General features: G+C 70.7%; 25 protein-coding genes. 24 read left to right on the forward strand and 1 reads right to left on the reverse strand.

Translation table 11 applies throughout. The features are described from left to right. The first annotated feature begins 4 nt into the window (after positions 1-4). From OG406_RS32330 to nusB, 12 genes are all read left to right on the forward strand, one after another. Complete coding sequence (locus OG406_RS32330; RefSeq protein WP_267050262.1) at positions 5-361, forward strand: DUF6167 family protein; 357 nt, start codon at positions 5-7, stop codon at positions 359-361. After that, positions 361-3,033: an alanine--tRNA ligase gene (gene alaS / locus OG406_RS32335; protein ID WP_329189119.1), complete on the forward strand. Its 2,673-nt coding sequence runs from the start codon at positions 361-363 to the stop codon at positions 3,031-3,033. The genes OG406_RS32330 and alaS overlap by 1 nt, the downstream gene beginning before the upstream one ends. A gap of 13 nt (positions 3,034-3,046) precedes the next feature. Continuing rightward, entirely contained in the window at positions 3,047-3,511 is a 465-nt protein-coding gene (gene ruvX, locus OG406_RS32340; protein WP_164369973.1) for a Holliday junction resolvase RuvX, read from the forward strand. A 123-nt stretch (positions 3,512-3,634) separates the two neighbouring features. Further along, a complete protein-coding gene (gene mltG, locus OG406_RS32345) occupies positions 3,635-5,449 on the forward strand; it encodes an endolytic transglycosylase MltG (RefSeq protein WP_327410242.1) in 1,815 nt (604 codons plus the stop codon). Continuing rightward, a complete protein-coding gene (locus tag OG406_RS32350) occupies positions 5,430-6,269 on the forward strand; it encodes a shikimate dehydrogenase (RefSeq protein WP_266612104.1) in 840 nt (279 codons plus the stop codon). The genes mltG and OG406_RS32350 overlap by 20 nt, the downstream gene beginning before the upstream one ends. Positions 6,270-6,502: 233 nt before the next feature. Beyond that, positions 6,503-7,687, forward strand: a complete 1,185-nt coding sequence (gene aroC, locus OG406_RS32355; RefSeq protein ID WP_164369976.1) for a chorismate synthase — start codon at positions 6,503-6,505, stop codon at positions 7,685-7,687. 29 nt (positions 7,688-7,716) lie between these two features. Then, positions 7,717-8,199: a shikimate kinase gene (locus OG406_RS32360; protein ID WP_164370050.1), complete on the forward strand. Its 483-nt coding sequence runs from the start codon at positions 7,717-7,719 to the stop codon at positions 8,197-8,199. Next, positions 8,196-9,287 carry a 3-dehydroquinate synthase gene (gene aroB, locus OG406_RS32365; protein WP_164369977.1) on the forward strand — a complete coding sequence of 364 codons (1,092 nt, stop codon included), beginning with the start codon at positions 8,196-8,198 and terminating at the stop codon, positions 9,285-9,287. Before OG406_RS32360 ends, aroB begins: the two co-directional genes overlap by 4 nt. 190 nt (positions 9,288-9,477) lie before the next feature. Next, positions 9,478-10,380 carry a Pro-rich N-terminal domain-containing protein gene (locus OG406_RS32370; protein ID WP_164369978.1) on the forward strand — a complete coding sequence of 301 codons (903 nt, stop codon included), beginning with the start codon at positions 9,478-9,480 and terminating at the stop codon, positions 10,378-10,380. Between the two features lie 125 nt (positions 10,381-10,505). Then, positions 10,506-11,615: an aminopeptidase P family protein gene (locus tag OG406_RS32375; RefSeq protein WP_266854420.1), complete on the forward strand. Its 1,110-nt coding sequence runs from the start codon at positions 10,506-10,508 to the stop codon at positions 11,613-11,615. A 60-nt stretch (positions 11,616-11,675) separates the two neighbouring features. Continuing rightward, a complete protein-coding gene (gene efp, locus OG406_RS32380) occupies positions 11,676-12,242 on the forward strand; it encodes an elongation factor P (protein ID WP_081223344.1) in 567 nt (188 codons plus the stop codon). 2 nt (positions 12,243-12,244) lie between these two features. Further along, on the forward strand, positions 12,245-12,679 hold the full coding sequence (gene nusB, locus OG406_RS32385) for a transcription antitermination factor NusB (protein ID WP_081223343.1): 435 nt from the start codon (positions 12,245-12,247) through the stop codon (positions 12,677-12,679). A 253-nt stretch (positions 12,680-12,932) separates the two neighbouring features. Here the strand turns inward: nusB and bldD are convergent, their stop codons facing one another. Next, positions 12,933-13,433, reverse strand: coding sequence for a transcriptional regulator BldD (bldD, locus tag OG406_RS32390; protein ID WP_037621142.1), 501 nt, complete (start codon positions 13,431-13,433; stop codon positions 12,933-12,935). 254 nt (positions 13,434-13,687) lie between these two features. Here bldD and pyrR point away from each other — a divergent pair, with 254 nt between their 5' ends. The 12 genes from pyrR (at position 13,688) to coaBC (ending at position 26,485) form a co-directional block, all read left to right on the forward strand. Further along, positions 13,688-14,278 carry a bifunctional pyr operon transcriptional regulator/uracil phosphoribosyltransferase PyrR gene (gene pyrR, locus OG406_RS32395; RefSeq protein ID WP_081223342.1) on the forward strand — a complete coding sequence of 197 codons (591 nt, stop codon included), beginning with the start codon at positions 13,688-13,690 and terminating at the stop codon, positions 14,276-14,278. A gap of 82 nt (positions 14,279-14,360) precedes the next feature. Continuing rightward, positions 14,361-15,338 (forward strand): aspartate carbamoyltransferase catalytic subunit, encoded by a 978-nt coding sequence (locus OG406_RS32400; protein WP_081223341.1) that lies wholly within the window; start codon positions 14,361-14,363, stop codon positions 15,336-15,338. Positions 15,339-15,343: 5 nt separating this feature from the next. Then, entirely contained in the window at positions 15,344-16,630 is a 1,287-nt protein-coding gene (locus OG406_RS32405) for a dihydroorotase (protein ID WP_266612091.1), read from the forward strand. After that, entirely contained in the window at positions 16,627-17,193 is a 567-nt protein-coding gene (locus tag OG406_RS32410; RefSeq protein WP_164369981.1) for a PH-like domain-containing protein, read from the forward strand. The genes OG406_RS32405 and OG406_RS32410 overlap by 4 nt, the downstream gene beginning before the upstream one ends. Beyond that, positions 17,190-18,347: a glutamine-hydrolyzing carbamoyl-phosphate synthase small subunit gene (carA, locus tag OG406_RS32415; RefSeq protein WP_164369982.1), complete on the forward strand. Its 1,158-nt coding sequence runs from the start codon at positions 17,190-17,192 to the stop codon at positions 18,345-18,347. The genes OG406_RS32410 and carA overlap by 4 nt, the downstream gene beginning before the upstream one ends. Next, positions 18,340-21,648 carry a carbamoyl-phosphate synthase large subunit gene (gene carB / locus OG406_RS32420; protein WP_164369983.1) on the forward strand — a complete coding sequence of 1,103 codons (3,309 nt, stop codon included), beginning with the start codon at positions 18,340-18,342 and terminating at the stop codon, positions 21,646-21,648. Before carA ends, carB begins: the two co-directional genes overlap by 8 nt. 94 nt (positions 21,649-21,742) lie before the next feature. Continuing rightward, positions 21,743-22,849: a quinone-dependent dihydroorotate dehydrogenase gene (locus OG406_RS32425; protein WP_329189124.1), complete on the forward strand. Its 1,107-nt coding sequence runs from the start codon at positions 21,743-21,745 to the stop codon at positions 22,847-22,849. Further along, positions 22,846-23,688, forward strand: coding sequence for an orotidine-5'-phosphate decarboxylase (gene pyrF, locus OG406_RS32430; RefSeq protein ID WP_164369985.1), 843 nt, complete (start codon positions 22,846-22,848; stop codon positions 23,686-23,688). The genes OG406_RS32425 and pyrF overlap by 4 nt, the downstream gene beginning before the upstream one ends. A gap of 274 nt (positions 23,689-23,962) precedes the next feature. Further along, positions 23,963-24,286, forward strand: a complete 324-nt coding sequence (locus OG406_RS32435; protein ID WP_081223334.1) for an integration host factor — start codon at positions 23,963-23,965, stop codon at positions 24,284-24,286. A 37-nt stretch (positions 24,287-24,323) separates the two neighbouring features. Then, positions 24,324-24,881: a guanylate kinase gene (gmk, locus tag OG406_RS32440; protein ID WP_164369986.1), complete on the forward strand. Its 558-nt coding sequence runs from the start codon at positions 24,324-24,326 to the stop codon at positions 24,879-24,881. Between the two features lie 37 nt (positions 24,882-24,918). Then, the gene (gene rpoZ, locus OG406_RS32445; protein WP_003982715.1) at positions 24,919-25,191 is read left to right on the forward strand and encodes a DNA-directed RNA polymerase subunit omega; all 273 of its coding nucleotides are present in this window, start codon (positions 24,919-24,921) and stop codon (positions 25,189-25,191) included. A 91-nt stretch (positions 25,192-25,282) separates the two neighbouring features. Next, positions 25,283-26,485 (forward strand): bifunctional phosphopantothenoylcysteine decarboxylase/phosphopantothenate--cysteine ligase CoaBC, encoded by a 1,203-nt coding sequence (gene coaBC, locus OG406_RS32450; RefSeq protein WP_329189127.1) that lies wholly within the window; start codon positions 25,283-25,285, stop codon positions 26,483-26,485. Positions 26,486-26,490 lie beyond the last annotated feature (5 nt).

Here is a 26,490-nt window from a genome sequence, read left to right on the forward strand (position 1 = left end):
AGCGATGTTCCGCCGTACGTTCTGGTTCACCGCAGGCGCAGCCGCGGGTGTATGGGCCACCACCAAGGTCAACCGCAAGATCCGGGCGCTGACCCCCGAGAGCCTCGCGGCGCAGGCCGCCAACAAGGCGATCGACGCGGGTCACCGGCTCAAGGACTTCGCCCTCGACGTCCGGGACGGGATGGCCCAGCGGGAGGCCGAACTCGGCGAGGTGCTCGGCCTGAACGGCCGCACCGACCCCGAACTCCCCACGCAGCGCCGGATCGCCGCGATCGGCGAAGCCGGGCAGCCCGGCAACGACAAGCAGATCAAGTACATCGAGAACACGACGTACACGTACAACCGGAATGAGGACCACTGATGGAGTCGGCTGAAATCCGCCGCCGCTGGTTGAGCTTCTACGAGGAGCGCGGTCACACCGTCGTCCCTTCGGCGTCGCTCATCGCGGACGACCCGACTCTGCTCCTGGTCCCCGCCGGCATGGTCCCCTTCAAGCCGTACTTCCTCGGTGAGGTCAAGCCGCCGTGGTCGCGCGCCACCAGCGTGCAGAAGTGCGTGCGCACGCCCGACATCGAAGAGGTCGGCAAGACCACCCGGCACGGCACGTTCTTCCAGATGTGCGGCAACTTCTCCTTCGGCGACTACTTCAAGGAAGGCGCCATCACCTACGCCTGGGAGCTGCTCACGCTGCCCCGGGACAAGGGTGGTTACGGGCTCGACCCGGAGCGCCTGTGGATCACGGTCTACCTGGAGGACGACGAGGCCGAGGCCATCTGGCGCGACAAGATCGGCGTCCCGGCCGAGCGCATCCAGCGCCTCGGCAAGAAGGACAACTACTGGTCCATGGGCGTCCCCGGACCCTGCGGCCCGTGCTCCGAGATCAACTACGACCGCGGCCCCGAGTTCGGCGTCGAGGGCGGCCCGGCCGTCAACGACGAGCGCTACGTGGAGATCTGGAACCTGGTCTTCATGCAGTACGAGCGCGGCGAGGGCATCTCGAAGGAAGACTTCGAGATCCTCGGCGAGCTGCCCAGCAAGAACATCGACACCGGCCTCGGCCTGGAACGTCTCGCGATGATCCTGCAGGACGTGCAGAACCTGTACGAGATCGACACCTCCATGGCGGTCATCAGGAAGGCCACAGAGCTGACCGGTGTCGAGTACGGGGCGGCCCCCGACTCCGACGTCTCGCTGCGCGTGGTCACCGACCACATGCGCACCTCCGTCATGCTCATCGGTGACGGCGTGAGCCCCGGCAACGAGGGCCGCGGCTACGTCCTGCGCCGCATCATGCGCCGCGCCATCCGCAACATGCGCCTGCTCGGTGCCACGGGTCTCGTCGTCAAGGACCTCGTCGACGTCGTGATCGAGATGATGGGTCAGCAGTACCCCGAGCTGGTCAGCGACCGGCAGCGGATCGAGACCGTGGCCCTCGCCGAGGAGGCCGCCTTCGTCAAGACGCTGAAGGCCGGCACGAACATCCTCGACACCGCGATCTCCGACACCAAGGAGTCCGGCGGCACGGTCCTCGCCGGCGACAAGGCGTTCCTGCTCCACGACACCTGGGGCTTCCCGATCGACCTCACCCTGGAGATGGCCGCCGAACAGGGCCTCTCGGTGGACGAGGACGGGTTCCGCCGCCTGATGAAGGAGCAGCGGGACAAGGCCAAGGCCGACGCCCGCGCCAAGAAGACCGGTCACGCCGACCTCGGCGCCTACCGCCAGATCGCGGACGCCGCCGGCGAGACGGACTTCATCGGGTACGACCGCACCGAGGGCGAGTCGACCATCGTCGGCATCCTCGTCGACGGTGTCTCCTCCCCGGCCGCCACCGAGGGCGACGAGGTCGAGATCGTCCTCGACCGGACCCCCTTCTACGCCGAGGGCGGCGGCCAGATCGGCGACACCGGCCGCATCCGGGTCGAGTCCGGCGCGATCATCGAGATCCGCGACTGCCAGAAGCCCGTTCCCGGTGTGTACGTCCACAAGGGCGTCGTGCAGGTCGGCGAGGCCACCGTCGGTGCCAAGGCGCAGGCCGTCATCGACGTGCGCCGCCGCACCGCCATCGCCCGCGCCCACTCGGCCACCCACCTCACGCACCAGGCGCTGCGGGACGCGCTGGGCCCGACGGCCGCCCAGGCCGGTTCCGAGAACCAGCCCGGCCGCTTCCGCTTCGACTTCGGTTCCCCGTCGGCCGTCCCCACGGCCGTCATGACCGACGTCGAGCAGCAGATCAACGAGGTGCTCGCCCGCGACCTGGACGTCGAGGCCGAGGTCATGAGCATCGACGAGGCCAAGAAGCAGGGCGCCATCGCCGAGTTCGGCGAGAAGTACGGCGAGCGCGTCCGCGTCGTGACCATCGGCGACTTCTCCAAGGAGCTGTGCGGCGGCACGCACGTGCACAACACCGCCCAGCTCGGCCTGGTCAAGCTGCTCGGCGAGTCGTCCATCGGCTCCGGCGTGCGCCGCATCGAGGCCCTCGTCGGCGTCGACGCGTACAACTTCCTCGCCCGTGAGCACACGGTCGTCGCCCAGCTCCAGGAACTGGTCAAGGGCCGCGCCGAGGAGCTTCCGGAGAAGGTCTCCGCCATGCTCGGCAAGCTGAAGGACGCCGAGAAGGAGATCGAGAAGTTCCGCGCGGAGAAGGTCCTCCAGGCCGCCGCCGGTCTCGTCGAGTCCGCCCAGGACGTCAACGGCGTCGCCCTGGTCACCGGCCAGGTACCGGACGGCACCGGCGCCGACGACCTGCGCAAGCTGGTCCTCGACGTGCGCGGCCGCATCCAGGGCGGACGGGCCGCCGTCGTGGCCCTGTTCACCGTGGCCGGCGGCAAGCCGCTGACGGTCATCGCCACCAACGAGGCCGCCCGTGAGCGCGGGCTCAAGGCCGGCGAGCTGGTGCGGGCCGCGGCCAAGACCCTCGGCGGTGGCGGTGGCGGCAAGCCGGACGTCGCCCAGGGCGGCGGCCAGAACCCGGCCGCCATCGGCGACGCCGTCGCCGCGGTCCAGCGCCTCGTCGCCGAGACGGCAAAGTAAGAAGATCGTGGAGATGCGCAGAGGACGACGGCTCGCGATCGACGTCGGGGACGCCCGGATCGGGGTCGCCTCGTGCGACCCCGACGGGATCCTCGCGACACCGGTGGAGACGGTCCCGGGACGTGACGTCCCGGCCGCCCACCGCCGGCTGAAGCAGCTCGTCGAGGAGTACGAACCGATCGAGGTCGTCGTCGGTCTCCCTCGCTCCCTCAAGGGGGGCGAGGGGCCCGCCGCCGTCAAGGTCCGTGCCTTCACCCAGGAGCTCGCGCGGGGGATCGCGCCCGTTCCGGTGCGGCTCGTGGACGAGCGGATGACCACGGTGACGGCCAGTCAGGGGTTGCGCGCCTCGGGCGTGAAGTCGAAGAAGGGCCGGTCGGTCATCGACCAGGCGGCCGCCGTCGTCATTCTCCAGCAGGCCCTGGAATCCGAACGGGTGTCAGGTAAATCTCCCGGCGAGGGCGTCGAAGTGGTCATGTGATCGCGATACGGTAACGTTCCGCGCGATGCGGTGGTGTTCGAACAGCCCCCGCACAGCAAAGAGGCGGACGGGAGCCGAGCCACTGGAGCCGGCAGCTGCCGGCTCGCGGCTCGTAGGGGATCGATGACTGAGTATGGCCGGGGCCCAGGCTCCGAACCGTGGCATCCGGAGGACCCGTTGTACGGGGACAGCGGATGGGGCGGACAGGCCGCCGACGGCCGGTCCGCCTACGACGGCGGCCAGCCGCAGCACTATCCGCAGGCCCAGCCGCACCAGGCCCAGCAGGGCGACTGGGGCACCGGCGGGCAGGCGTACGGCCAAGGGCAGCAGCAGTACCAGCAGCCTCAGGGCGGTCCCGGCCAGTACCAGGACCAGGGACAGCCGCAGTACCAGGGCCAGCCGCAGTTCCACGGGCAGCAGCAGTACCCCGGCCAGGGGCACCCCCCGTACACGGACCAGTCGCAGCAGCACTACGACCCCCAGGGCCGGCAGCAGTACCCCGATCAGGGGCAGCAGCAGTACGGCGGTCAGGGCGGGCAGCAGTACGAGTCGGGCGAATGGCAGACCGGGGGTCACCCCCAGGTGTCCTACGGCGCCGACCCGACCGACCCCTACGCGGGCCAGTACACCGGCGAGCAGCCCGACTTCTACAACACCCCCGAGGCCTATCCGCCGCCCGAGCCCCCCGCCCGGCGCCGCGCCGAGCCCGAGCCGAAGACGGACTGGGACCCGGGTCCCGACCAGGGCGAGCACGCCTTCTTCGCGGGCGGCGACGATGACGACGACCTCGACGACGATGACGACCCCAAGGGCCGCCGCGGCCGCGGCGACCGCAAGGGCCGGGGCGGCGGCAAGGGCAAGAAGCGGCGCAGCGGCTGCGCGTGCCTGGTGGTCGTCGCGGTCTTCGGCGGCGGCCTCGCCGGTGTCGGCTACTTCGGCTACCACTACTACCAGAACCGTTTCGGCTCGGCGCCCGACTACGCGGGCGACGGCTCGGGCCAGGTGACCGTCGAGATCGGCAAGGGCGCCGGCGGCTACGAGATCGGCCAGAAACTCAAAGCGCTCGGCGTCGTCAAGAGCGTGGACGCCTTCGTCTCCGCCCAGCAGGAGAATCCGCAGGGCAAGAGGATCCAGGCGGGCGCCTATCTGCTGCGCAAGGGGATGTCCGCGGCGAGTGCCGTCGAATTGATGCTCGACCCCAAGAGTCAGAACAACGTGGTCGTCGCCCCCGGGAACCGGAACGCCACGGTCTACGCGTCGATCGACAAACAGCTCGGCCTCTCCAAGGGCACCACGAGTGGTGTCGCGAAGAAGGACTACAAGAGCCTCGGTCTGCCGAGCTGGGCGAACAGCAACAAGGACATAAAGGATCCCCTCGAAGGATTCCTCTGGCCCGCCACCTACCCCGCGGCCAAGGGGATGAAGCCGGAGAGCGTGCTCAAGGGCATGGTGAAGCAGGCGTCCAGCAACTACGCGGCCATGGGGCTCGCGGAGAAGGCGAAGTCCCTCAAACTCGCCGACCCGTTGCAGGTCGTCACGGTCGCCAGTCTCGTCGAGGCCGAGGGCAAGACGCACGACGACTACCGGAAGATGGCCGAGGTCGTCTACAACCGTCTCAAGGCCACCAACACCGAGACGAACCAATTGCTGCAGTTCGACTCGACCTTCAATTATCTGAAGGGCCAGAGCAACATCCACATCAGCGAGTCCGAGATCAACAGCAACAAGGACCCGTACAACACGTACACGCAGAGGGGACTTCCGCCCGGCCCGATCGGCAATCCGGGTGTCGAGGCCCTTAAAGCGACGCTCAATCCGACGAGCGACGGCTGGATGTATTTCGTGGCGACCGACGGTCACAGCAAGACCGAATTCGCCAAGACGAACGCCGACTTCGAGAAGCTCAAGGAAAAGTTCAATGACAGTTCGGGCAATTGATGCCCGCCGGGCCGCCGTGCTCGGGTCGCCGATCGCCCACTCCCTCTCGCCGGTGCTGCACCGCGCCGCGTACCGGGAGCTGGGCCTCGCCGACTGGTCGTACGACCGTTTCGAGGTCGACGAGGAGTCGCTGACCGGCTTCCTCGACGGGCTCGGCCCCGAGTGGGCCGGGCTGTCGCTGACCATGCCGCTCAAGCGGGCCGTCATTCCGCTGCTCGACGGGGTCACCGAGACCGCCGCCTCCGTCGAGGCCGTCAACACCGTGGTGTTCGCCGAGGACGGGCGGCGCACCGGAGACAACACCGACATCCCGGGGATGGTCGCGGCGCTGCGCGAGCGCGGGATCGAGCAGGTCGACTCGGCCGCGATCCTCGGTGCCGGTGCCACCGCCTCCTCCGCTCTGGCCGCGCTCGCGCGGATCTGCACCGGCGAGGTCGTCGCGTACGTCCGCAGCGCGGAGCGGGCCGCCGAGATGCGGCAGTGGGGCGAGCGTCTCGGCGTCGAGGTGCGGACCGCCGACTGGGCGGACGCCGCCGAGGCGCTGCGGGCACCGCTGGTGATCGCCACGACCCCGGCGGGCACCACGGACGCCCTGGCCGGAGCCGTCCCGGAACGCCCGGCAACCCTGTTCGACGTGCTCTACGACCCGTGGCCCACGGACCTCGCGGCCCGCTGGTCGGCGTACGGCGGTGCCGTCGTCGGCGGACTCGACCTGCTCGTCCACCAGGCGGTGCTGCAGGTGGAGCAGATGACCGGGCGCGCCCCCGCCCCGCTCGACGTCATGCGCAAGGCCGGCGAACACGCCCTCGCGGCCCGTTAGAGCCCGGCGACAGGACGCTCCGCACACCCTTTGGCTCGCCCCGGCGCGCCGCTCAGGGGCCGCCGCGCCCCGGACGGCCGCGTCCGCCTGATGGACCTGCGGCCGGTTCCCCCCGTCGGACGTGGGAGGATCGGGGGTGGCGGGCCAGGGCCGCGCACCCGGTCGCGCCGTCGCCGTACGCGAGGACGCGCGTACGCAGCAGCAGCACCAGGGCGCGAGCATGAGGAGCACCGTTGAGCAGGTTGCGCTGGCTGACCGCGGGGGAGTCCCACGGTCCCGCACTCGTCGCCACGCTGGAGGGACTTCCCGCCGGCGTGCCGATCACCACGGACATGGTGGCGGACCACCTGGCCCGGCGGCGCCTCGGCTATGGACGCGGTGCCCGGATGAAGTTCGAGCGTGACGAGGTCACCTTCCTCGGTGGCGTCCGGCACGGACTCACCCTCGGCTCCCCGATCGCCGTCATGGTCGGCAACACCGAGTGGCCCAAGTGGGAGCAGGTCATGGCGGCCGACCCGGTCGCCCCGGAGATCCTCGCCGACCTCGCCCGCAACGCCCCGCTGACCCGCCCCCGGCCCGGCCACGCCGACCTCGCCGGCATGCAGAAGTACGGCTTCGACGAGGCCCGGCCGATCCTGGAGCGCGCCTCCGCCCGCGAGACCGCGGCCCGCGTCGCGCTCGGCGCGATCGCCCGCTCGTACCTCAAGGAGACGGCCGGGATCGAGATCGTCTCCCACGTCGTCGAGCTGGCCGCCGCCAAGGCGCCCTACGGCGTCCTGCCCAAGCCCTCCGACGTCGAGAAGCTCGACGCCGACCCGGTGCGCTGCCTCGACGCCGACGCGTCGAAGGCGATGGTCGCGGAGATCGACCAGGCCCACAAGGACGGCGACACCCTCGGCGGCGTCGTCGAGGTGCTCGCGTACGGCGTGCCGGTGGGCCTCGGCTCGCACGTGCACTGGGACCGGCGCCTCGACGCCCGGCTCGCGGCCGCGCTCATGGGCATCCAGGCGATCAAGGGCGTCGAGGTCGGCGACGGCTTCGACCTGGCCCGCGTACCCGGCTCCCAGGCGCACGACGAGATCGTCCACACCGCGGACGGCATCCGGCGCTCCACCGGCCGCTCCGGCGGCACCGAGGGCGGCCTCACCACCGGCGAACTGCTGCGCGTCCGCGCCGCGATGAAGCCGATCGCCACCGTGCCGCGCGCGCTGGCCACCATCGACGTCGCCACCGGCGAGGCCGCCAAGGCCCACCACCAGCGCTCGGACGTCTGTGCCGTCCCGGCCGCCGGCATCGTCGCCGAGGCCATGGTCGCGCTCGTCCTCGCCGACGCCGTGGCGGAGAAGTTCGGTGGCGACAGCGTCCCCGAGACCCGCCGCAACGTGACCGGCTACCTCGAGAACCTGGCCATCCGGTGACCGCCCCACGACTGGTCCTCGTCGGCCCCATGGGGGTCGGCAAGTCCACGGTGGGCGCGCTCGTCGCCGAGCGGCTCGGCTGCGTCTACCGGGACACGGACGACGACATCGTCACCGCGCAGGGCCGCACCATCGCCGACATCTTCGTCGACGAGGGCGAGGCCGCCTTCCGCGCGATCGAGAAGCGTGCCGTGCACGAGGCGCTCGCCGGACACGACGGCGTGCTCGCGCTCGGCGGCGGCTCGATCCTCGACGAGGACACCCGCGCGCTGCTCGCCGGCCACCAGGTCGTCTACCTCTCCATGGACGTGGAGGAGGCGGTCCAGCGCACCGGCCTGAACGCGGCCCGGCCACTGCTCGCCGTCAACCCGCGCCGGCAGTGGCGCGAGCTGATGGAAGCCCGCCGCCCCCTGTACACCGAAGTCGCCCGCGCGGTCGTGGCGACCGACGGCCGCACCCCCGATGAGGTCGCCCGAGCGGTCCTCGACGCACTGGAGTTGAAGGAAGCATGAGCGAGGCAGTGACCCGCATCCAGGTCGGTGGCACCGCGGGCACCGATCCCTACGAGGTCCTGGTCGGACGTCAACTCCTGGGCGAACTGGCCGGGTTGATCGGCGAGAAGGCCAAGCGGGTCGCCGTGGTCCACCCCGAGGCACTCGCCGGGACGGGCGAGGCGCTCCGCGCCGACCTCGCGGACCAGGGCTACGAGGCCGTCGCCATCCAGGTGCCGAACGCCGAGGAGGCCAAGACCGTCGAGGTCGCCGCCTACTGCTGGAAGGCGCTCGGCCAGTCCGGCTTCACCCGCACCGACGTGATCGTCGGCGTGGGCGGCGGCGCCACCACCGACCTGGCCGGCTTCGTCGCCGCCAGCTGGCTGCGCGGAGTGCGCTGGATCGCCGTCCCCACCACCGTGCTCGGCATGGTCGACGCGGCGGTCGGCGGCAAGACCGGCATCAACACCGCCGAGGGCAAGAACCTCGTCGGCGCCTTCCACCCGCCCGCCGGCGTGCTCTGCGACCTGGCCGCGCTCGACTCGCTGCCGGTCAACGACTTCGTCTCCGGACTCGCCGAGGTCATCAAGGCCGGCTTCATCGCGGACCCGGCGATCCTCGAACTCATCGAGTCCGACCCGGAAGCCGCACGGACGCCCGCCGGCCCGCACACCGCCGAGCTGATCGAGCGTTCCATCAAGGTCAAGGCGGAGGTCGTCTCCGGCGACCTCAAGGAGTCGGGGCTCCGCGAGATCCTCAACTACGGCCACACGCTCGCGCACGCCATCGAGAAGAACGAGCGCTACAAGTGGCGGCACGGCGCGGCCGTTTCCGTCGGCATGCACTTCGCCGCCGAACTCGGCCGTCTCGCGGGCCGGTTGGACGACGCGACCGCCGACCGCCACCGCGCGGTCCTGGAGTCCGTCGGCCTCCCGCTGACCTACCGCTACGACCAGTGGCCGAAGCTCCTGGAGAACATGAAGGTCGACAAGAAGTCCCGCGGCGACCTGCTGCGCTTCATCGTCCTCGACGGACTGGCCAAGCCCACCGTCCTGGAGGGCCCCGACCCGGCCGTCCTCCTGGCCGCGTACGGCGAGGTCGCCGAGTAGCAGCGACGGCCCGGCGCACGTATGCACCGGGAACACCCTGCTCAACCCGTTCTGCCCCTCTCCACCGGGCACTTCGCACGTTCCCCGGCCGTTCACACAACGACGGCCGGGGAAGGTACCGTTCGGTAGCGGCGGGACCGATGTCCCGTCCGCCAGCGCCCATTGCCTGTACGAGACGGAGTGGCACCGGATGCAGCACGCAGTGGGGGCCCCGCTGCCGCCGCCCCATCAGCCGGGGCACGGACCGGCCGCAGGCTGGTCACCGGCCGGACATCACCCGGGGCAGCCGGGTCCGGCACCCGCTCCCGGATTCGCCGGAGGACCGGTCCCGCCGGGCGCCCCTCCCGCCCAACCCCCGCAGCACCCCATGGCGCCGCACCACGCGCCCGGGCCGCCTCCGCAGCACCCCTCCGCGCAGCCCCCGCAGCACCTCCCCGGGCCGCCGCCGGAGACCACCGGGCACGTGCAGCTGCCTCCGGGCGCCCCGGTCGCCATGCCGAGCCCTCCGCCGGCCCCCGGCACCCCCGACCCGGCCGCCACCACCCTCGCGGTCCTGCTCATCGGCCCCGCGGGCGCCGGCAAGACCAGCGTCGCCAAGTACTGGGCCGACCACCGCCGCGTGCCCACCGCCCACATCAGCCTCGACGACGTACGCGAGTGGGTGCGCTCGGGCTTCGCCGACCCGCAGACGGGGTGGAACGACCACTCCGAGGCGCAGTACCGCCTGGCCCGCCGCACCTGCGGCTTCGCCGCGCGGAACTTCCTGGCCAACGGCATCTCCTGCATCCTCGACGACGCGGTCTTCCCGGACCGTCCCGTCGTCGGCCTCGGCGGATGGAAGCGGCACGTCGGCCCCGGTCTGCTGCCGGTCGTCCTCCTGCCGGGCCTGGAAGTCGTCCTGGAGCGCAACGCGGAGCGCTCGGGAAACCGCCGCCTCAGCGACGAGGAGGTCGCCCGCATCCACGGCCGGATGGCCGGCTGGTACGGCTCGGGCCTGCCGATCATCGACAACTCCCAGCTCGACGTGGCCGCCACGGCCCGCGTCCTGGACGACGTCCTCGCCCGGTCGATCGCCAGCCCGCCCCAGTGGTGACCCACCCCTGACAGCGCGTACGACACCGTCCGGCCCGCCCGCCACGGACCCGTCCGGCCTCCCCGCCGGACCCGTCCGGCCCTCTGGAACGGCGCCATCCGCCCGCCGCTCGTACGCTCGGTCTCATGTCAGAGGTGTACGCGACCCGCAGAGAGCGGCTCCGGGAGCGCTGTACGGCGAGCGGCAGCGCGACCGCGCTGGTGACCCGCCCCGCCAACGTGAGGTATCTCGCCGGTGCCGCGCCGCACGGCTCCGTCCTGCTGCTGCTCGGCCGCGGCGAGGACGTGCTGCTGTGCGGCGGACCGCCGACCGGTGACGCCGCCGAGGGACGCCCGGACGAGGCGGTGGACGTCAGGGTGCTGCCGCGGGCCGGCGGAGATCCGGCCGTCGCCGCGGCGGGCATGGCCGCGGGACAGGGCGCCGAGTCCCTCGCCGTCGAGGAGCACCACCTGACCGTGACCCGTCACCGCGCCCTCGGCTCGGTGGCACCCCGGCTGCGCCTCGCGGACCTGGGCGGCGCGGTCGAGCAGCTGCGGGTCATCAAGGACGAGGAGGAGATCTCCTCCCTGCGGATCGGCGCGGAGATCGCCGACCAGGCACTCGGCGAACTCCTGGAATCCATCCTCGTCGGCCGGACGGAACGCCATCTCGCGCTGGAACTGGAGCGCAGGCTCGTCGACCACGGAGCGGACGGCCCGGCCTTCGCGACCTCGGTCGGCACCGGCCCGAATTCGGGCAGGCGGGGCCACCGTCCCACCGACCGGCGGGTGGAGGAGGGCGACTTCCTCTCCGTCTGTCTCGGCGCGACCTACCGGGGCTACCGCTGTGAGATCGGCCGTACGTTCGTGATCGGCACCTCGCCCGCCGACTGGCAGATCGAGCTGTACGACCTCGTCTTCGCCGCTCAGCGCGCCGGACGGGAGGCGCTGCTGCCCGGTGCCGCCTACCGCGACGTGGACCGCGCGGCCCGTCAGGTGCTCGACTCCGCGGGACACACGGAAGGCGTCTCCTCCCTCACCGGGCACGGTGTCGGGCTCGAAATCGACGAGGACCCGCAGCTTGCCCCCGCGGCCATGGGTAAACTGGACGCTTGCGTGCCGGTCACCGTCGAACCGGGGGTCCACCTCCCGGGACGGGGCGGCGTCCGGATCGATGACACGCTCGTCGTACGCCCTGAGGCGGACGGCGGACCCGAGCTACTCACCATCACGACCAAGGAGCTGCTCGCGCTCTAGCTCTTCGAGCTGTGCGCCTGCGCCGGGGTCGTCCACGTCAGTCCAGGAGATTCCGCAACCGTGGCTTCCACGAACGACCTCAAGAACGGCCTGGTGCTCAAGCTCGACGGAGGCCAGCTCTGGTCCGTCGTCGAGTTCCAGCACGTCAAGCCCGGCAAGGGCCCGGCCTTCGTGCGCACCAAGCTGAAGAACGTGCTCTCCGGCAAGGTCGTCGACAAGACGTTCAACGCCGGCGTCAAGGTCGAGACGGCCACGATCGACAAGCGCGACATGCAGTTCTCGTACATGGACGGCGAGTACTTCGTCTTCATGGACATGGACACGTACGACCAGCTCATGGTCGACCGCAAGTCCGTCGGCGACGCCGCCAACTTCCTGATCGAGGGCTTCACCGCCACCGTCGCCCAGCACGAGGGCGAGGTGCTCTTCGTCGAGCTGCCCGCCGCCGTCGAGCTGGTCATCCAGGAGACCGAGCCCGGCGTCCAGGGCGACCGCTCCACCGGTGGCACCAAGCCCGCCACCCTGGAGACCGGCCACCAGATCCAGGTCCCGCTCTTCATCACCACCGGTGAGAAGATCAAGGTCGACACCCGCTCGAGCGACTACCTCGGCCGGGTGAACAGCTAACCGTGGCTGCCCGCAACACGGCCCGCAAGCGCGCTTTCCAGATCCTCTTCGAGAGCGACCAGCGCGGCGTGGACGTCCTGACGGTCCTCGCGGACTGGATCCGGCACTCCCGGTCCGACACCCGGCAGCCGCCGGTCAGCGAGTACACGATGCAGCTGGTCGAGGGGTACGCCACCAAGGTGCGCCGGATCGACGACCTCATCGCGCAGTACGCCGTCGGCTGGACGCTGGACCGGATGCCGGTCGTCGACCGCAACATCCTGCGTCTCGGCGCCTACGAGCTGATCTGGGTCGACGAGACCCCCGACGCCGTGGTGCTCGACGAGTCGGTGCAGCTGGCCAAGGAGTTCTCCACGGACGAGTCGCCCTCGTTCGTGAACGGCCTGCTCGGCCGTTTCAAGGAGCTCAAGCCGTCGCTGCGCCGCGACGAGGACTAGCCGCGACCAGCGCGAGAACGACAGACGCGTACGGCCCGCAGGGGACGTAGGCATCGCCGGAGGGCCCGCAGCCGACCGCTGTGGGCCCTCCGGCGTTCCTCCCGGGGCCTCGGGGGCCCAGGAGGTCTTCCGCCTCTCCTGGTGCCTCTGGGGCCTTTGAGGCCGCCGAGGATGCAGAAAGCCGCCGGGGTGGCCGGAACCATCAGGTTCCGGCCACCCCGGCGGCACGTTTCTGCTGCGCTGTACTGCGGGATCAGCCCTCGTCGTGGGCGACCGCGCGGCGCGCGTCGGCGTCCAGGACGCCCCAGCTGATCAGCTGCTCGGTCAGGACCGAGGGGGACTGGTCGTAGATCACGGCGAGGGTGCGCAGGTCGTCCTGGCGGATCGACAGCACCTTGCCGTTGTAGTCACCGCGCTGCGACTGGATCGTCGCCGCGTAGCGCTGGAGGGGGCCCGCCTTCTCGGCCGGCACGTGGGCCAGCCGCTCCAGGTCGAGGACCAGCTTCGGCGGCGGCTCGGCGGCACCGCCGGGCGTGGTGCCGGGCAGCAGTTCCTGCACCGGGACCCCGTAGAAATCGGCCAGCTCGGCGAGGCGCTGGACGGTCACGGCGCGGTCGCCGCGCTCGTACGAACCGACCACGACGGCCTTCCAGCGTCCCTGGGACTTCTCCTCGACGCCGTGGAGGGAAAGGCCCTGCTGGGTGCGGATGGCGCGGAGCTTGGCCCCGAGCTGTTTGGCGTATTCGCTGGACATATAGCTCCCCGGACGCTGTATCAACGTGCGGCTCCGCCGCGCGGCTGGTGACTCTGGTGACTCACTGTGAGGTTACGCAGCGTTACTCTCCCCCGTCAAGCGGAAGGGGTCGGACCCGGTCCCCGCACGGGAGTCACCGGGGGTGGCTCAAAGGGGGGTGATCAGGCGCGTTGCCGGGCTGGTACCGTGGATGGCGCAATTCCGACGTCCTTTAATGATCCGTCCCGTGAGGCGGAGAAGGAGGTCCGTTTCCTATGGACTCAGAGCAGGACAAGCAGCAGTACGAAGCCGATGCGCGGCCCGTTCTGGAGGCACCCGACATCGCCCGGGTGCTGACGCGCATCGCCCACGAGATCGTCGAGCGCGCCAAGGGCGCCGACGACGTCGTGCTCCTCGGCATCCCGACCCGGGGCGTCTTCCTCGCCCGTCGGCTGGCCGACAAGCTCGAAGAGATCACCGACCGCAAGATCCCCGTCGGCTCCCTCGACATCACGATGTACCGCGACGACCTGCGCATGCACCCGCCGCGTGCGCTGGCCCGCACCGAGATCCCCGGTGACGGCATCGACGGCCGCCTCGTCGTCCTCGTCGACGACGTGCTCTTCTCCGGCCGCACCATCCGCGCCGCGCTCGACGCGCTGAACGACATCGGCCGCCCGCGCGCCGTGCAGCTCGCGGTCCTGGTCGACCGGGGACACCGCGAACTGCCCATCCGCGCCGACTACGTCGGCAAGAACCTCCCCACGTCGTTGCGGGAGACGGTCAAGGTCCAGCTCGCCGAGGAGGACGGTCGCGACACCGTGCTGCTCGGTGCCAAGCGGACCGCCCCGGACGCGCAGCAGTAGCACTCCGGCCCACGCCGCGCAGTGCGCTCCCGCGCGCCCGCATGCCCGAATCCTCCCTGAACTTCCCTACGGAGCCTGACAGATGCAGCGTCATCTCATCTCGGCCGCCGACCTCACCCGCGACGACGCCGTCCTGATCCTCGACACCGCCGAGGAGATGGCCCGGGTCGCCGACCGGCCGATCAAGAAACTGCCGACCCTGCGCGGCCGGACCGTCGTCAACCTCTTCTTCGAGGACTCGACCCGGACCCGGATCTCCTTCGAGGCCGCCGAGAAGCGCCTCTCCGCCGACGTCATCAACTTCACCGCCAAGGGGTCGAGCGTCTCCAAGGGCGAGTCCCTCAAGGACACCGCCCAGACCCTGGAGGCCATGGGGGTCGACGCCGTCGTCATCCGGCACGGCGCCTCCGGAGCCCCCTACCGCCTCGCCACCTCGGGATGGATCGACGCCGCCGTGATCAACGCGGGCGACGGCACCCACCAGCACCCCACGCAGGCTCTGCTCGACGCCTTCACCATGCGCCGCCGGCTGGTCGGCCGGGACGCCGGGATCGGCCAGGACCTGGCCGGCCGGCGCATCACGATCGTCGGTGACGTCCTGCACAGCCGGGTCGCCCGCTCGAACGTCGACCTGCTGCACACCCTCGGCGCCGAGGTCACGCTCGTCGCGCCGCCCACGCTGGTCCCCGTCGGCGTCGAGTCCTGGCCCTGCGAGATCTCCTACGACCTCGACAGCACGCTCTCCAAGTCCGACGCGGTGATGATGCTCCGCGTCCAGCGCGAGCGGATGAACGCCGCGTTCTTCCCGACCGAGCGCGAGTACTCGCGGCGCTACGGCCTCGACGGCGAGCGCATGGCGAAGATGCCCGAGCACGCGATCGTGATGCACCCCGGTCCGATGGTCCGCGGCATGGAGATCACCGCCGAGGTCGCCGACTCCGACCGCTGCACGGTCGTCGAGCAGGTCGCCAACGGCGTCTCGATCCGCATGGCCGTGCTCTACCTGCTGCTGGGCGGCAACGAGCCCGCCGTCACCCACACCCGTACCGAGGAGAAGTAAGAGCCATGAGCAAGATCCTGATCCGTGGTGCGAAGGTGCTCGGCGGCGAGCCGCAGGACGTCCTCATCGACGGCGACACGATCGCCGCGGTCGGCACCGGACTGTCGGCGGAGGGCGCCGAGGTCGTCGAGGCCGACGGCAAGGTGCTCCTGCCGGGCCTGGTCGACCTGCACACCCACCTGCGCGAGCCCGGCCGCGAGGACTCCGAGACCGTGCTGACCGGCACGCGCGCGGCGGCGAGCGGCGGCTTCACGGCCGTGTTCGCCATGGCCAACACCTTCCCCGTCGCCGACACCGCCGGCGTCGTCGAGCAGGTCTACCGGCTCGGCCAGCAGCACGGCTACTGCGACGTGCAGCCCATCGGCGCCGTCACCGTCGGCCTGGAGGGCAAGAAGCTCGCCGAGCTGGGCGCCATGCACGAGTCCGCCGCCGGCGTCACGGTCTTCTCCGACGACGGCAAGTGCGTGGACGACGCGGTCATCATGCGCCGCGCCCTGGAGTACGTGAAGGCCTTCGGCGGCGTCGTCGCCCAGCACGCCCAGGAGCCCCGCCTCACCGAGGGCGCCCAGATGAACGAGGGCGTCGTCTCCGCCGAGCTGGGTCTCGGCGGCTGGCCCGCGGTGGCCGAGGAGTCGATCATCGCCCGCGACGTCCTGCTCGCCGAGCACGTCGGCTCCCGCGTCCACATCTGCCACCTGTCGACCGCCGGGTCCGTCGAGATCGTCCGCTGGGCCAAGTCCCGCGGCATCGACGTCACCGCCGAGGTCACCCCGCACCACCTGCTGCTCACCGACGAGCTGGTGCGCACCTACAACCCGGTCTTCAAGGTCAACCCCCCGCTGCGGACCGAGAAGGACGTCATGGCGCTGCGCGAGGCGCTCGCCGACGGGACGATCGACATCGTCGCCACCGACCACGCGCCGCACCCGCACGAGGACAAGGACTGCGAGTGGGCCGCCGCCGCCATGGGCATGGTCGGCCTGGAGACGGCCCTGTCCGTCGTCCAGCAGACGATGGTCGAGACCGGCCTGCTCGACTGGGCCGGCGTCGCCGACCGCATGTCCGCCAAGCCCGCGCGGATCGGCGGGGCCACCGGCCACGGACGCCCCGTCTCGGAGGGTGAGCCCGCCAACCTCACGCTGGTCGACACCGCATACCGTGGGGACGTGGACCCCGCGGGCTTCGCCTCGCGCAGCCGCAACACCCCCTACGAGGGCCGCGAGCTGCCGGGCAGGGTCACCCACACCTGGCTGCGGGGCAAGGCCACCCTCGTCGACGGGAAGCTCGCGTGACACCTCTCCTCCCCCTGGCCGCCGAACAGAAGTCGGCGGAAGTGACCGACTGGGCCGCCCGCATCGGCTGGCTCGTCGGCATCGTCCTCTTCATCGCGCTCGTCTACTGGCTGATGCGCGAGGGCTGGAAGTGGCGCGGCACCCTCCAGGGCGACCTGCCCGAGCTCCTCACCGCGCCGGAAGACACCGGCCCGGTGAGACTGGGCATGAGCGGCCGCTACCACGGCTCCACCACCGCCGGGCAGTGGCTCGACCGGATCGTGGCGCACGGCCTCGGCACCCGCAGCCGGGCCGAGCTCACGCTGACGGACGCGGGACTGGACGTCGTACGCCCCGGTGCGAGCGACTTCTTCGTCCCGGCCGCCCACCTGCGTGAGGCCCGGCTCGACAAGGGCATCGCGGGCAAGGTCCTCACCGAGGGCGGACTGCTCGTCGTCACCTGGCAGCACGGCGACCGGCTGCTCGACTCCGGCTTCCGCTCGGACCGCGCGGACGAGCACGCGGCCTGGGTCGAGGCCCTGAACAACATGATCAAGACGACGGAAACGGAAGGCGCACGATGACGACCTCCACCCAGGGGAACGCCTCGCAGAGGAAAAAGGCGCTTCCCGCCGTACTCGTCCTGGAGGACGGCCGGGTCTTCCACGGCCGCGCCTACGGGGCCGTGGGGGAGACCTTCGGCGAAGCGGTGTTCTCCACCGGCATGACCGGCTACCAGGAGACCCTCACCGACCCGTCCTACCACCGCCAGGTCGTCGTGATGACCGCCCCGCACGTCGGCAACACCGGCGTGAACGACGAGGACCCCGAGTCGCAGCGGATCTGGGTCGCCGGCTACGTCGTCCGCGACCCCGCGCGCGTCCCGTCCAACTGGCGCTCCCGCCGCTCCCTCGACGAGGAACTGCGCACGCAGGGCGTCGTCGGCATCAGCGGCATCGACACCCGCGCCCTCACCCGCCACCTCCGCGAGCGCGGCGCCATGCGCGTCGGCATCTTCTCGGGCAACGCGCTGCCCGACGAGGGCACCATGCTGGCCGAGGTCCGCCAGGCGCCCGAGATGAAGGGCGCGAACCTCGCCGCCGAGGTCGCCACCAAGGAGACCTACGTCGTCCCCGCGATCGGTGAGAAGAAGTTCACCGTCGCCGCCGTCGACCTGGGCATCAAGGGCATGACCCCGCACCGGATGGCCGAGCGGGGCATCGAGGTGCACGTGCTGCCCGCGACCGCCACCGCCGAGGACGTCTACGCCGTGAACCCCGACGGTGTCTTCTTCTCCAACGGCCCCGGCGACCCTGCGACCGCCGACGGACCGGTGTCCGTCATGCAGGAAGTCCTCTCCCGGAAGACCCCGCTCTTCGGCATCTGCTTCGGCAACCAGATCCTCGGCCGCGCCCTCGGCTTCGGCACCTACAAGCTGAAGTACGGCCACCGCGGCATCAACCAGCCGGTGCAGGACCGTACGACCAACAAGGTCGAGGTCACCGCGCACAACCACGGATTCGCCGTCGACGCCCCGCTCGACAAGGTCTCCGAGACCCCCTACGGCCGCGCCGAGGTCTCCCACGTCTGCCTCAACGACGACGTGGTGGAGGGCCTCCAGCTGCTCGACCAGCCGGCCTTCAGCGTCCAGTACCACCCCGAAGCGGCGGCAGGACCGCACGACGCCGCCTACCTGTTCGACCGCTTCGTTTCTCTGATGGAGGGCCAGCGTGCCTAAGCGCACCGATATCCAGTCCGTCCTGGTCATCGGCTCCGGCCCGATCGTCATCGGCCAGGCCGCCGAGTTCGACTACTCCGGCACCCAGGCGTGCCGCGTCCTGCGGGCGGAGGGCCTGCGGGTCATCCTCGTCAACTCCAACCCCGCGACGATCATGACCGACCCGGAGATCGCCGACGCCACGTACGTCGAGCCGATCACCCCCGAGTTCGTCGAGAAGATCATCGCCAAGGAGCGCCCGGACGTCCTGCTGCCGACCCTCGGCGGCCAGACGGCCCTCAACACCGCGATCTCCATGCACGAGCAGGGTGTGCTGGAGAAGTACGGCGTCGAGCTGATCGGCGCCAACGTCGAGGCCATCAACAAGGGCGAGGACCGCGACCTCTTCAAGGGAGTCGTCGAGGCCGTCCGCGAGAAGATCGGCCACGGCGAGTCCGCCCGGTCCGTGATCTGCCACACCATGGACGACGTGATCGCGGGCGTGGACACGCTCGGCGGCTACCCCGTCGTCGTCCGCCCCTCCTTCACCATGGGCGGCGCCGGTTCCGGCTTCGCCCACGACGAGGAGGAACTGCGCCGCATCGCCGGCCAGGGCCTGACGCTCTCCCCGACCACCGAGGTGCTCCTGGAGGAGTCCATCCTCGGCTGGAAGGAGTACGAGCTGGAGCTGATGCGCGACAAGAACGACAACGTCGTGGTCGTCTGCTCCATCGAGAACTTCGACCCCATGGGCGTCCACACCGGTGACTCGATCACCGTCGCCCCGTCGATGACGCTCACCGACCGCGAGTACCAGCGGCTGCGCGACATCGGCATCGCGATCATCCGCGAGGTCGGCGTCGACACCGGCGGCTGCAACATCCAGTTCGCGGTCAACCCCGAGGACGGTCGCATCATCGTCATCGAGATGAACCCGCGCGTCTCGCGTTCCTCGGCGCTCGCCTCCAAGGCCACCGGCTTCCCGATCGCCAAGATCGCCGCCAAGCTGGCCGTCGGCTACACGCTCGACGAGATCCCGAACGACATCACCGAGAAGACCCCGGCGTCCTTCGAGCCGACCCTCGACTACGTCGTCGTGAAGGCCCCCCGCTTCGCCTTCGAGAAGTTCCCGTCCGCCGACTCCACCCTCACGACCACCATGAAGTCGGTCGGCGAGGCCATGGCGATCGGCCGCAACTTCACCGAGGCCCTCCAGAAGGCACTGCGCTCGCTGGAGAAGAAGGGCAGCCAGTTCACCTTCGTCGGCGAGCCCGGCGACAAGGCCGAGCTGCTGCGGGAGGCCGTCCGGCCCACCGACGGCCGCATCAACTCCGTCATGCAGGCCATCCGTGCCGGTGCCACGCCCGAGGAGGTCTTCGAGTCCACGAAGATCGACCCCTGGTTCGTCGACCAGATGTTCCTGATCAAGGAGATCGCGGACGAGCTGGCCGCCGCCGACAAGCTCGACCCCGAGCTGCTCGCCGAGGCCAAGCGACACGGCTTCTCCGACACCCAGATCGCCGAGATCCGCGGCCTGCGCGAGGACGTCGTGCGCGAGGTCCGGCACGCCCTCGGTGTGCGCCCGGTCTTCAAGACGGTCGACACCTGCGCCGCCGAGTTCGCCGCGAAGACGCCGTACTTCTACTCCTCCTACGATGAGGAGAGCGAGGTCGCGCCGCGCGAGAAGCCCGCCGTGATCATCCTGGGCTCCGGGCCCAACCGCATCGGCCAGGGCATCGAGTTCGACTACTCCTGCGTCCACGCCTCCTTCGCGCTCAGCGAGGCGGGCTACGAGACCGTGATGGTCAACTGCAACCCCGAGACCGTCTCCACGGACTACGACACCTCCGACCGCCTGTACTTCGAGCCGCTGACGCTCGAGGACGTGCTGGAGATCGTGCACGCCGAGACGCTGGCCGGGCCCGTCGCCGGTGTGATCGTGCAGCTCGGCGGCCAGACCCCGCTCGGTCTCGCGCAGGCGCTCAAGGACAACGGCGTGCCGGTCGTGGGCACCTCGCCCGAGGCGATCCACGCCGCCGAGGACCGCGGCGCCTTCGGCCAGGTCCTCGCGGAGGCGGGGCTCCCCGCGCCCAAGCACGGCACCGCCACCACCTTCACCCAGGCCAAGGCCATCGCCGACGAGATCGGCTACCCGGTCCTCGTCCGCCCGTCGTACGTCCTCGGCGGCCGCGGCATGGAGATCGTGTACGACGAGACGCGGCTCTCCTCGTACATCGCCGAGTCGACCGAGATCAGCCCCTCCCGGCCGGTCCTCGTCGACCGGTTCCTCGACGACGCGATCGAGATCGACGTCGACGCGCTGTACGACGGCGAGGAGCTGTACCTCGGCGGCGTCATGGAGCACATCGAGGAGGCCGGCATCCACTCCGGCGACTCGGCGTGCGCGCTCCCACCGATCACCCTCGGCGGGTTCGACATCAAGCGGCTGCGCGCCTCGACGGAGGCCATCGCCAAGGGCGTCGGCGTCCGCGGCCTGATCAACATCCAGTTCGCGATGGCCGGTGACATCCTCTACGTCCTGGAGGCCAACCCGCGCGCGTCGCGCACCGTCCCCTTCACCTCGAAGGCGACCGCGGTGCCGCTCGCGAAGGCCGCCGCCCGCATCTCGCTGGGCGCGACCGTCGCCGAACTGCGCGCCGAGGGGCTGCTTCCGGCCGAGGGCGACGGCGGCACCCTGCCGCTCGACGCGCCGATCTCCGTCAAGGAGGCCGTCATGCCGTGGTCGCGCTTCCGCGATATCCACGGCCGCGGCGTCGACACGGTGCTCGGCCCGGAGATGCGCTCCACCGGTGAAGTCATGGGCATCGACTCGGTGTTCGGCACCGCGTACGCCAAGTCCCAGGCGGGGGCCTACGGTCCGCTGCCGACCAAGGGCCGCGCCTTCATCTCGGTCGCGAACCGCGACAAGCGCTCGATGATCTTCCCGGCGCGTGAACTCGTCGCCCACGGCTTCGAGTTGCTCGCCACGTCCGGCACGGCCGAGGTGCTCAAGCGCAACGGCATCAACGCCGTCGTCGTGCGCAAGCAGAGCGAGGGCACCGGCCCGAACGGCGAGAAGACCATCGTCCAGCTCATCCACGACGGAGAGGTCGACCTCATCGTCAACACGCCGTACGGCACCGGCGGCCGCCTCGACGGCTACGAGATCCGGACCGCGGCCGTCGCCCGGGCCGTCCCGTGCCTGACGACGGTGCAGGCGCTCGCCGCGGCCGTCCAGGGCATCGACGCGCTCAACCACGGAGACGTGGGCGTGCGTTCGCTCCAGGAACACGCCGAGCATCTGACCGCCGCGCGCGACTAGCGGCCCAGAGGGGGACACCGGGAACGGTGTCCCCCTCTTCATGAGGCCCCCAGACCGCCCGAGGCCCGCATCGGGCTCTTCCGAGGACACGATCATGTACAAGCCCTTCTTCAACCTCGTCTTCAAGCGGATGGACCCGGAGCAGGCCCACCACCTCGCCTTCCGCTGGATCCGGCTCACCGCCCGCGTCCCCGTCCTGCGCACCTTCGTTGCCGCCTCGCTCGCCCCCCGCCACAAGGAACTGCGCACCGAGGCGTTCGGGCTGCGGATGCACGGCCCCTTCGGACTCGCCGCCGGGTTCGACAAGAACGCCGTGGCCATCGACGGCATGGCCATGCTCGGCTTCGACCACATCGAGATCGGCACCGTCACCGGGGAGCCGCAGCCCGGCAACCCCAAGAAGCGCCTGTTCCGCCTCGTCCAGGACCGTGCGCTGATCAACCGCATGGGCTTCAACAACGAGGGCTCTGCGGCCGTCGCCGAGCGCCTGGCGGCCCGCACACCCGTCTTCAGGACCGTGGTGGGCGTCAACATCGGCAAGACCAAGGTCGTCCCCGAGGAGGAGGCCGCCGGCGACTACGTGAAGTCGACCGAGCGGCTCGCCCGGCACGCCGACTACCTCGTCGTGAACGTCTCCTCCCCGAACACGCCCGGCCTGCGCAACCTCCAGGCCACCGAGGCGCTCCGCCCGCTGCTGAGCGCGGTGCGCGAGGCCGCGGACCGCGCGGTCACCGGCCGGCGCGTCCCGCTCCTGGTCAAGATCGCCCCCGACCTCGCCGACGAGGACGTCGACGCGGTCGCCGACCTCGCCGTGGAACTCGGCCTCGACGGGATCATCGCGACGAACACCACCATCGCGCGCGAGGGCCTCGGCCTGTCGTCCGACCCGGCCCTGGTGGGGGAGACCGGCGGGCTGTCGGGCGCACCGCTCAAGGCGCGCTCGCTGGAGGTGCTCCGCCGCCTCTACGCGCGCGTGGGCGACCGCATCACCCTGGTGGGCGTCGGCGGCATCGAGAACGCCGAGGACGCCTGGCAGCGCATCCTGGCCGGCGCCACGCTGGTGCAGGGCTACAGCGCCTTCATCTACGAGGGGCCCTTCTGGGCCCGTGCCCTCCACAAGGGGCTCGCCGCCCGTCTGCGGACGAGCCCGTACGCCACCCTCGCCGACGCGGTCGGCGCCGACGTGAGGAAGTCCGTATGAGCCTGGAACCCTTCGGCGCCCGCCTGCGCCGCGCCATGGACGAGCGGGGCCCGCTGTGCGTGGGCATCGACCCGCACGCCTCCCTCCTCGCCGACTGGGGCCTGGCCGACGACATCGCGGGCCTGGAGCGCTTCAGCCGCACGGTCGTCGAGGCGCTCGCCGACCGGGTCGCCGTCCTCAAGCCGCAGAGCGCCTTCTTCGAGCGGTTCGGCTCACGCGGGATCGCCGTCCTGGAGAAGTCGGTCGAGGAGGCCCGCGCGGCCGGGGCGCTGGTCGTGATGGACGCCAAGCGCGGCGACATCGGCTCGACCATGGCCGCGTACGCCGAGACCTTCCTGCGCAAGGACGCGCCCCTCTTCTCGGACGCGCTGACCGTGTCGCCCTTCCTCGGCTACGGCTCGCTGCTGCCCGCGGTCGAGCTGGCGCGCGAGAGCGGGGCCGGGCTCTTCGTCCTTGCGCTCACCTCCAACCCGGAGGGCGGCGAGGTCCAGCACGCCCTGCGCGAGGACGGCCGGAACGTCGGGGCGACGATGCTCGCGCATCTGGCCGTCGAGAACGCGGGCGAGGCGCCGCTCGGCTCCTTCGGCGCGGTCGTCGGCGCCACGCTGGGCGATCTGTCCTCCTACGACCTCGACATCAACGGTCCGCTCCTCGCGCCCGGTATCGGCGCCCAGGGAGCGACGGCGGCCGATCTGGCGGGCGTCTTCGGCCCCGCGGTGCGCAACGTCGTCCCGAACGTGAGCCGGGGCGTCCTCCGGTTCGGTCCGGACGTGGTCGCGCTGCGTTCCTCCGCGGACCGCTTCGCGGAGGAGATCAGGGCCGCCGTGACCGCCGCCTGAGCCCTTCACGACACTCCGGAACAGCTTCGACGAGGGTCTTCCGGGCGCCCCGAGTCTGAATACATTCTCAAATCCGGGGAGTTATGTCGGAAATGTCGGGCTCCAGGGAGGCTGACCAGGACTTTTCCGCTGTTCTCGCTGACTCTGGCGCACTTGCCCGCTAGTCTCCGTCGAGAGAACGGGCAAGCGTGTTGCTCGTACCTCCCCAGGTGTGGGGCGAACAGGTTCCTCACCGGTCCGTATCCGACAGTTCGACATCCGAGGTGACGTAGGCGTGGCTCTTCCGCCCCTTACCCCTGAACAGCGCGCAGCCGCGCTCGAAAAGGCCGCCGCGGCTCGCCGGGAGCGGGCCGAGGTCAAGAATCGACTCAAGCACTCCGGTGCTTCTCTCCATGAGGTCATCAAGCAGGGCCAGGAGAACGACGTCGTCGGCAAGATGAAGGTCTCCGCCCTTCTGGAGTCCCTGCCGGGCGTGGGCAAGGTCCGCGCCAAGCAGATCATGGAGCGACTCGGGATCTCCGAGAGCCGCCGCGTTCGCGGTCTCGGCTCGAACCAGATCGCCTCTTTGGAGCGCGAGTTCGGCGGTTCCGGCGCCTGAGTCCTGGGCACCCCGGGATTGCTGGAATAATCGCTGCATGAGTGAACGTCCGCGGCTGACCGTGCTCTCCGGCCCCTCAGGGGTCGGCAAGAGCACGGTCGTCGCTCATATGCGCAAGGAACACCCCGAGGTCTGGCTCTCGGTGTCGGCGACGACCCGCAAGCCCCGCCCCGGTGAGAAGCACGGGGTGCACTACTTCTTCGTCTCCGACGAGGAGATGGACAAGCTGATCGCCAACGGCGAACTGCTGGAGTGGGCCGAGTTCGCGGGCAACCGCTACGGGACCCCGCGCGCCGCCGTCCTGGAGCACCTGGAGTCGGGTGTGCCCGTCCTCCTGGAGATCGATCTCCAGGGCGCGCGCCAGGTTCGCGAGTCGATGCCCGAGGCGCTGCTCGTCTTCCTGGCCCCGCCCTCCTGGGAGGAGCTGGTGCGCCGGCTCACCGGTCGTGGCACCGAATCCCCCGAGGTGATCGAGCGTCGCCTCGCGGCGGCGAAGATCGAACTGGCGGCCGAGCCGGAGTTCGATGTCACCCTGGTCAACACCTCCGTCGAGGACGTGGCGCGTGAGCTGCTAGCCTTGGTGGAAGTTGTTTGATCTTTCAGGTCTTTTTCCACCATTCGGAAGGCAGAGCGTGTCCTCTTCCATCACCGCTCCCGAGGGCATCATCAACCCTCCGATCGACGAGCTTCTCGAGGCCACCGACTCGAAGTACAGCCTGGTGATCTACGCGGCCAAGCGTGCCCGCCAGATCAACGCGTACTACTCGCAGCTCGGCGAGGGCCTCCTCGAGTACGTCGGTCCGCTCGTCGACACCCACGTCCACGAGAAGCCGCTGTCGATCGCCCTGCGCGAGATCAACGCGGGACTGCTGACGTCCGAGGCCGTAGAGGGCCCCGCCCAGTAGTCGTTCACATCCTCATCCCAGGCCCGGCGGCGCGACCGCCGGGCCTGTGGTGTGTCATGGAGTCGTACGTTTCCTAGTGCGGGGAGAGACGGTGGACAAGCCGAGGGTCGTCCTGGGGGTCAGCGGTGGCATCGCCGCCTACAAGGCCTGTGAGCTGCTGCGACGGCTGACGGAGTCGGGCCACGACGTACGGGTCGTGCCCACCGCGTCCGCCCTGCACTTCGTCGGCGCCGCCACCTGGTCCGCGCTCTCGGGCCACCCCGTCTCCACCGAGGTCTGGTCGGACGTCCACGAGGTCCCGCACGTACGCATCGGACAGCACGCCGACCTCGTGGTGGTGGCCCCGGCGACGGCGGACATGCTGGCGAAGGCCGCCCACGGCCTCGCCGACGACCTGCTCACCAACACCCTGCTCACCGCCCGCTGCCCGGTCGTCTTCGCGCCCGCCATGCACACCGAGATGTGGGAGCACCCGGCCACCCGGGAGAACGTGGCGACCCTGCGGCGCCGCGGCGCCGTCGTCATCGAGCCCGCCGTCGGCCGCCTGACCGGCGTCGACACCGGCAAGGGCCGGCTGCCCGACCCGGGGGAGATCTACGAGGTCTGCCGGCGCGTCCTCGCCCGGGGTGTCACCGAGACGGATCTCGCCGGACGGCACGTCGTCGTCAGCGCGGGCGGCACCCGCGAGCCCCTCGACCCCGTCCGCTTCCTCGGCAACCGCTCCTCCGGCAAGCAGGGGTACGCGCTGGCCCGTACCGCCGCCGCGCGGGGCGCCCGCGTCACCCTGATCGCCGCGAACACCGGCCTCCCGGACCCGGCAGGGGTCGACGTGGTCCAGGTCGGGACCGCCGTGCAGCTGCGGGAGGCCGTGCTGAAGGCGACGCCCGACGCCGACGCCGTGGTGATGGCGGCCGCGGTGGCGGACTTCCGCCCTCAGACGTACGCGGCCGGAAAGATCAAGAAGAAGGACGGCCAGGAGCCGGAGCCGGTCGTGCTCGTCCGCAATCCGGACATCCTCGCCGAGATCTCCGCCGAACGGGCGCGCCCCGGCCAGGTGGTCGTCGGCTTCGCGGCGGAGACGGACGACGTCCTCGCCAACGGACGGACGAAGCTGGCACGCAAGGGCTGCGATCTGCTGGTGGTGAACGAGGTCGGCGAGAGCCGCACGTTCGGCTCCGAGGAGAACGAGGCCGTGGTGCTCGGGGCCGACGGAAGCGAGACGCCGGTGGCCCACGGACCCAAGGAAGCGCTGGCCGACACGGTGTGGGACCTCGTGACACGCCGACTGGGGTGAATGTC

Source organism: Streptomyces sp. NBC_01428, assembly GCF_036231965.1.
GTDB lineage: Bacteria > Actinomycetota > Actinomycetes > Streptomycetales > Streptomycetaceae > Streptomyces.

Excerpts from the sequence above, each read along its gene's own strand:
- OG406_RS32330 (WP_267050262.1), top strand. The coding sequence starts at position 5 with ATGTTCCGCCGTACGTTCTGGTTCACCGCAGGCGCAGCCGCGGGTGTA.
- alaS (WP_329189119.1), top strand. The coding sequence starts at position 361 with ATGGAGTCGGCTGAAATCCGCCGCCGCTGGTTGAGCTTCTACGAGGAG.
- ruvX (WP_164369973.1), top strand. The coding sequence starts at position 3,047 with ATGCGCAGAGGACGACGGCTCGCGATCGACGTCGGGGACGCCCGGATC.
- mltG (WP_327410242.1), top strand. The coding sequence starts at position 3,635 with ATGACTGAGTATGGCCGGGGCCCAGGCTCCGAACCGTGGCATCCGGAG.
- OG406_RS32350 (WP_266612104.1), top strand. The coding sequence starts at position 5,430 with ATGACAGTTCGGGCAATTGATGCCCGCCGGGCCGCCGTGCTCGGGTCG.
- OG406_RS32360 (WP_164370050.1), top strand. The coding sequence starts at position 7,717 with ATGGGGGTCGGCAAGTCCACGGTGGGCGCGCTCGTCGCCGAGCGGCTC.
- aroB (WP_164369977.1), top strand. The coding sequence starts at position 8,196 with ATGAGCGAGGCAGTGACCCGCATCCAGGTCGGTGGCACCGCGGGCACC.
- OG406_RS32370 (WP_164369978.1), top strand. The coding sequence starts at position 9,478 with ATGCAGCACGCAGTGGGGGCCCCGCTGCCGCCGCCCCATCAGCCGGGG.
- OG406_RS32375 (WP_266854420.1), top strand. The coding sequence starts at position 10,506 with ATGTCAGAGGTGTACGCGACCCGCAGAGAGCGGCTCCGGGAGCGCTGT.
- bldD (WP_037621142.1), bottom strand. The coding sequence starts at position 13,433 with ATGTCCAGCGAATACGCCAAACAGCTCGGGGCCAAGCTCCGCGCCATC.
- pyrR (WP_081223342.1), top strand. The coding sequence starts at position 13,688 with ATGGACTCAGAGCAGGACAAGCAGCAGTACGAAGCCGATGCGCGGCCC.
- OG406_RS32400 (WP_081223341.1), top strand. The coding sequence starts at position 14,361 with ATGCAGCGTCATCTCATCTCGGCCGCCGACCTCACCCGCGACGACGCC.
- OG406_RS32405 (WP_266612091.1), top strand. The coding sequence starts at position 15,344 with ATGAGCAAGATCCTGATCCGTGGTGCGAAGGTGCTCGGCGGCGAGCCG.
- carA (WP_164369982.1), top strand. The coding sequence starts at position 17,190 with ATGACGACCTCCACCCAGGGGAACGCCTCGCAGAGGAAAAAGGCGCTT.
- OG406_RS32425 (WP_329189124.1), top strand. The coding sequence starts at position 21,743 with ATGTACAAGCCCTTCTTCAACCTCGTCTTCAAGCGGATGGACCCGGAG.
- pyrF (WP_164369985.1), top strand. The coding sequence starts at position 22,846 with ATGAGCCTGGAACCCTTCGGCGCCCGCCTGCGCCGCGCCATGGACGAG.
- gmk (WP_164369986.1), top strand. The coding sequence starts at position 24,324 with ATGAGTGAACGTCCGCGGCTGACCGTGCTCTCCGGCCCCTCAGGGGTC.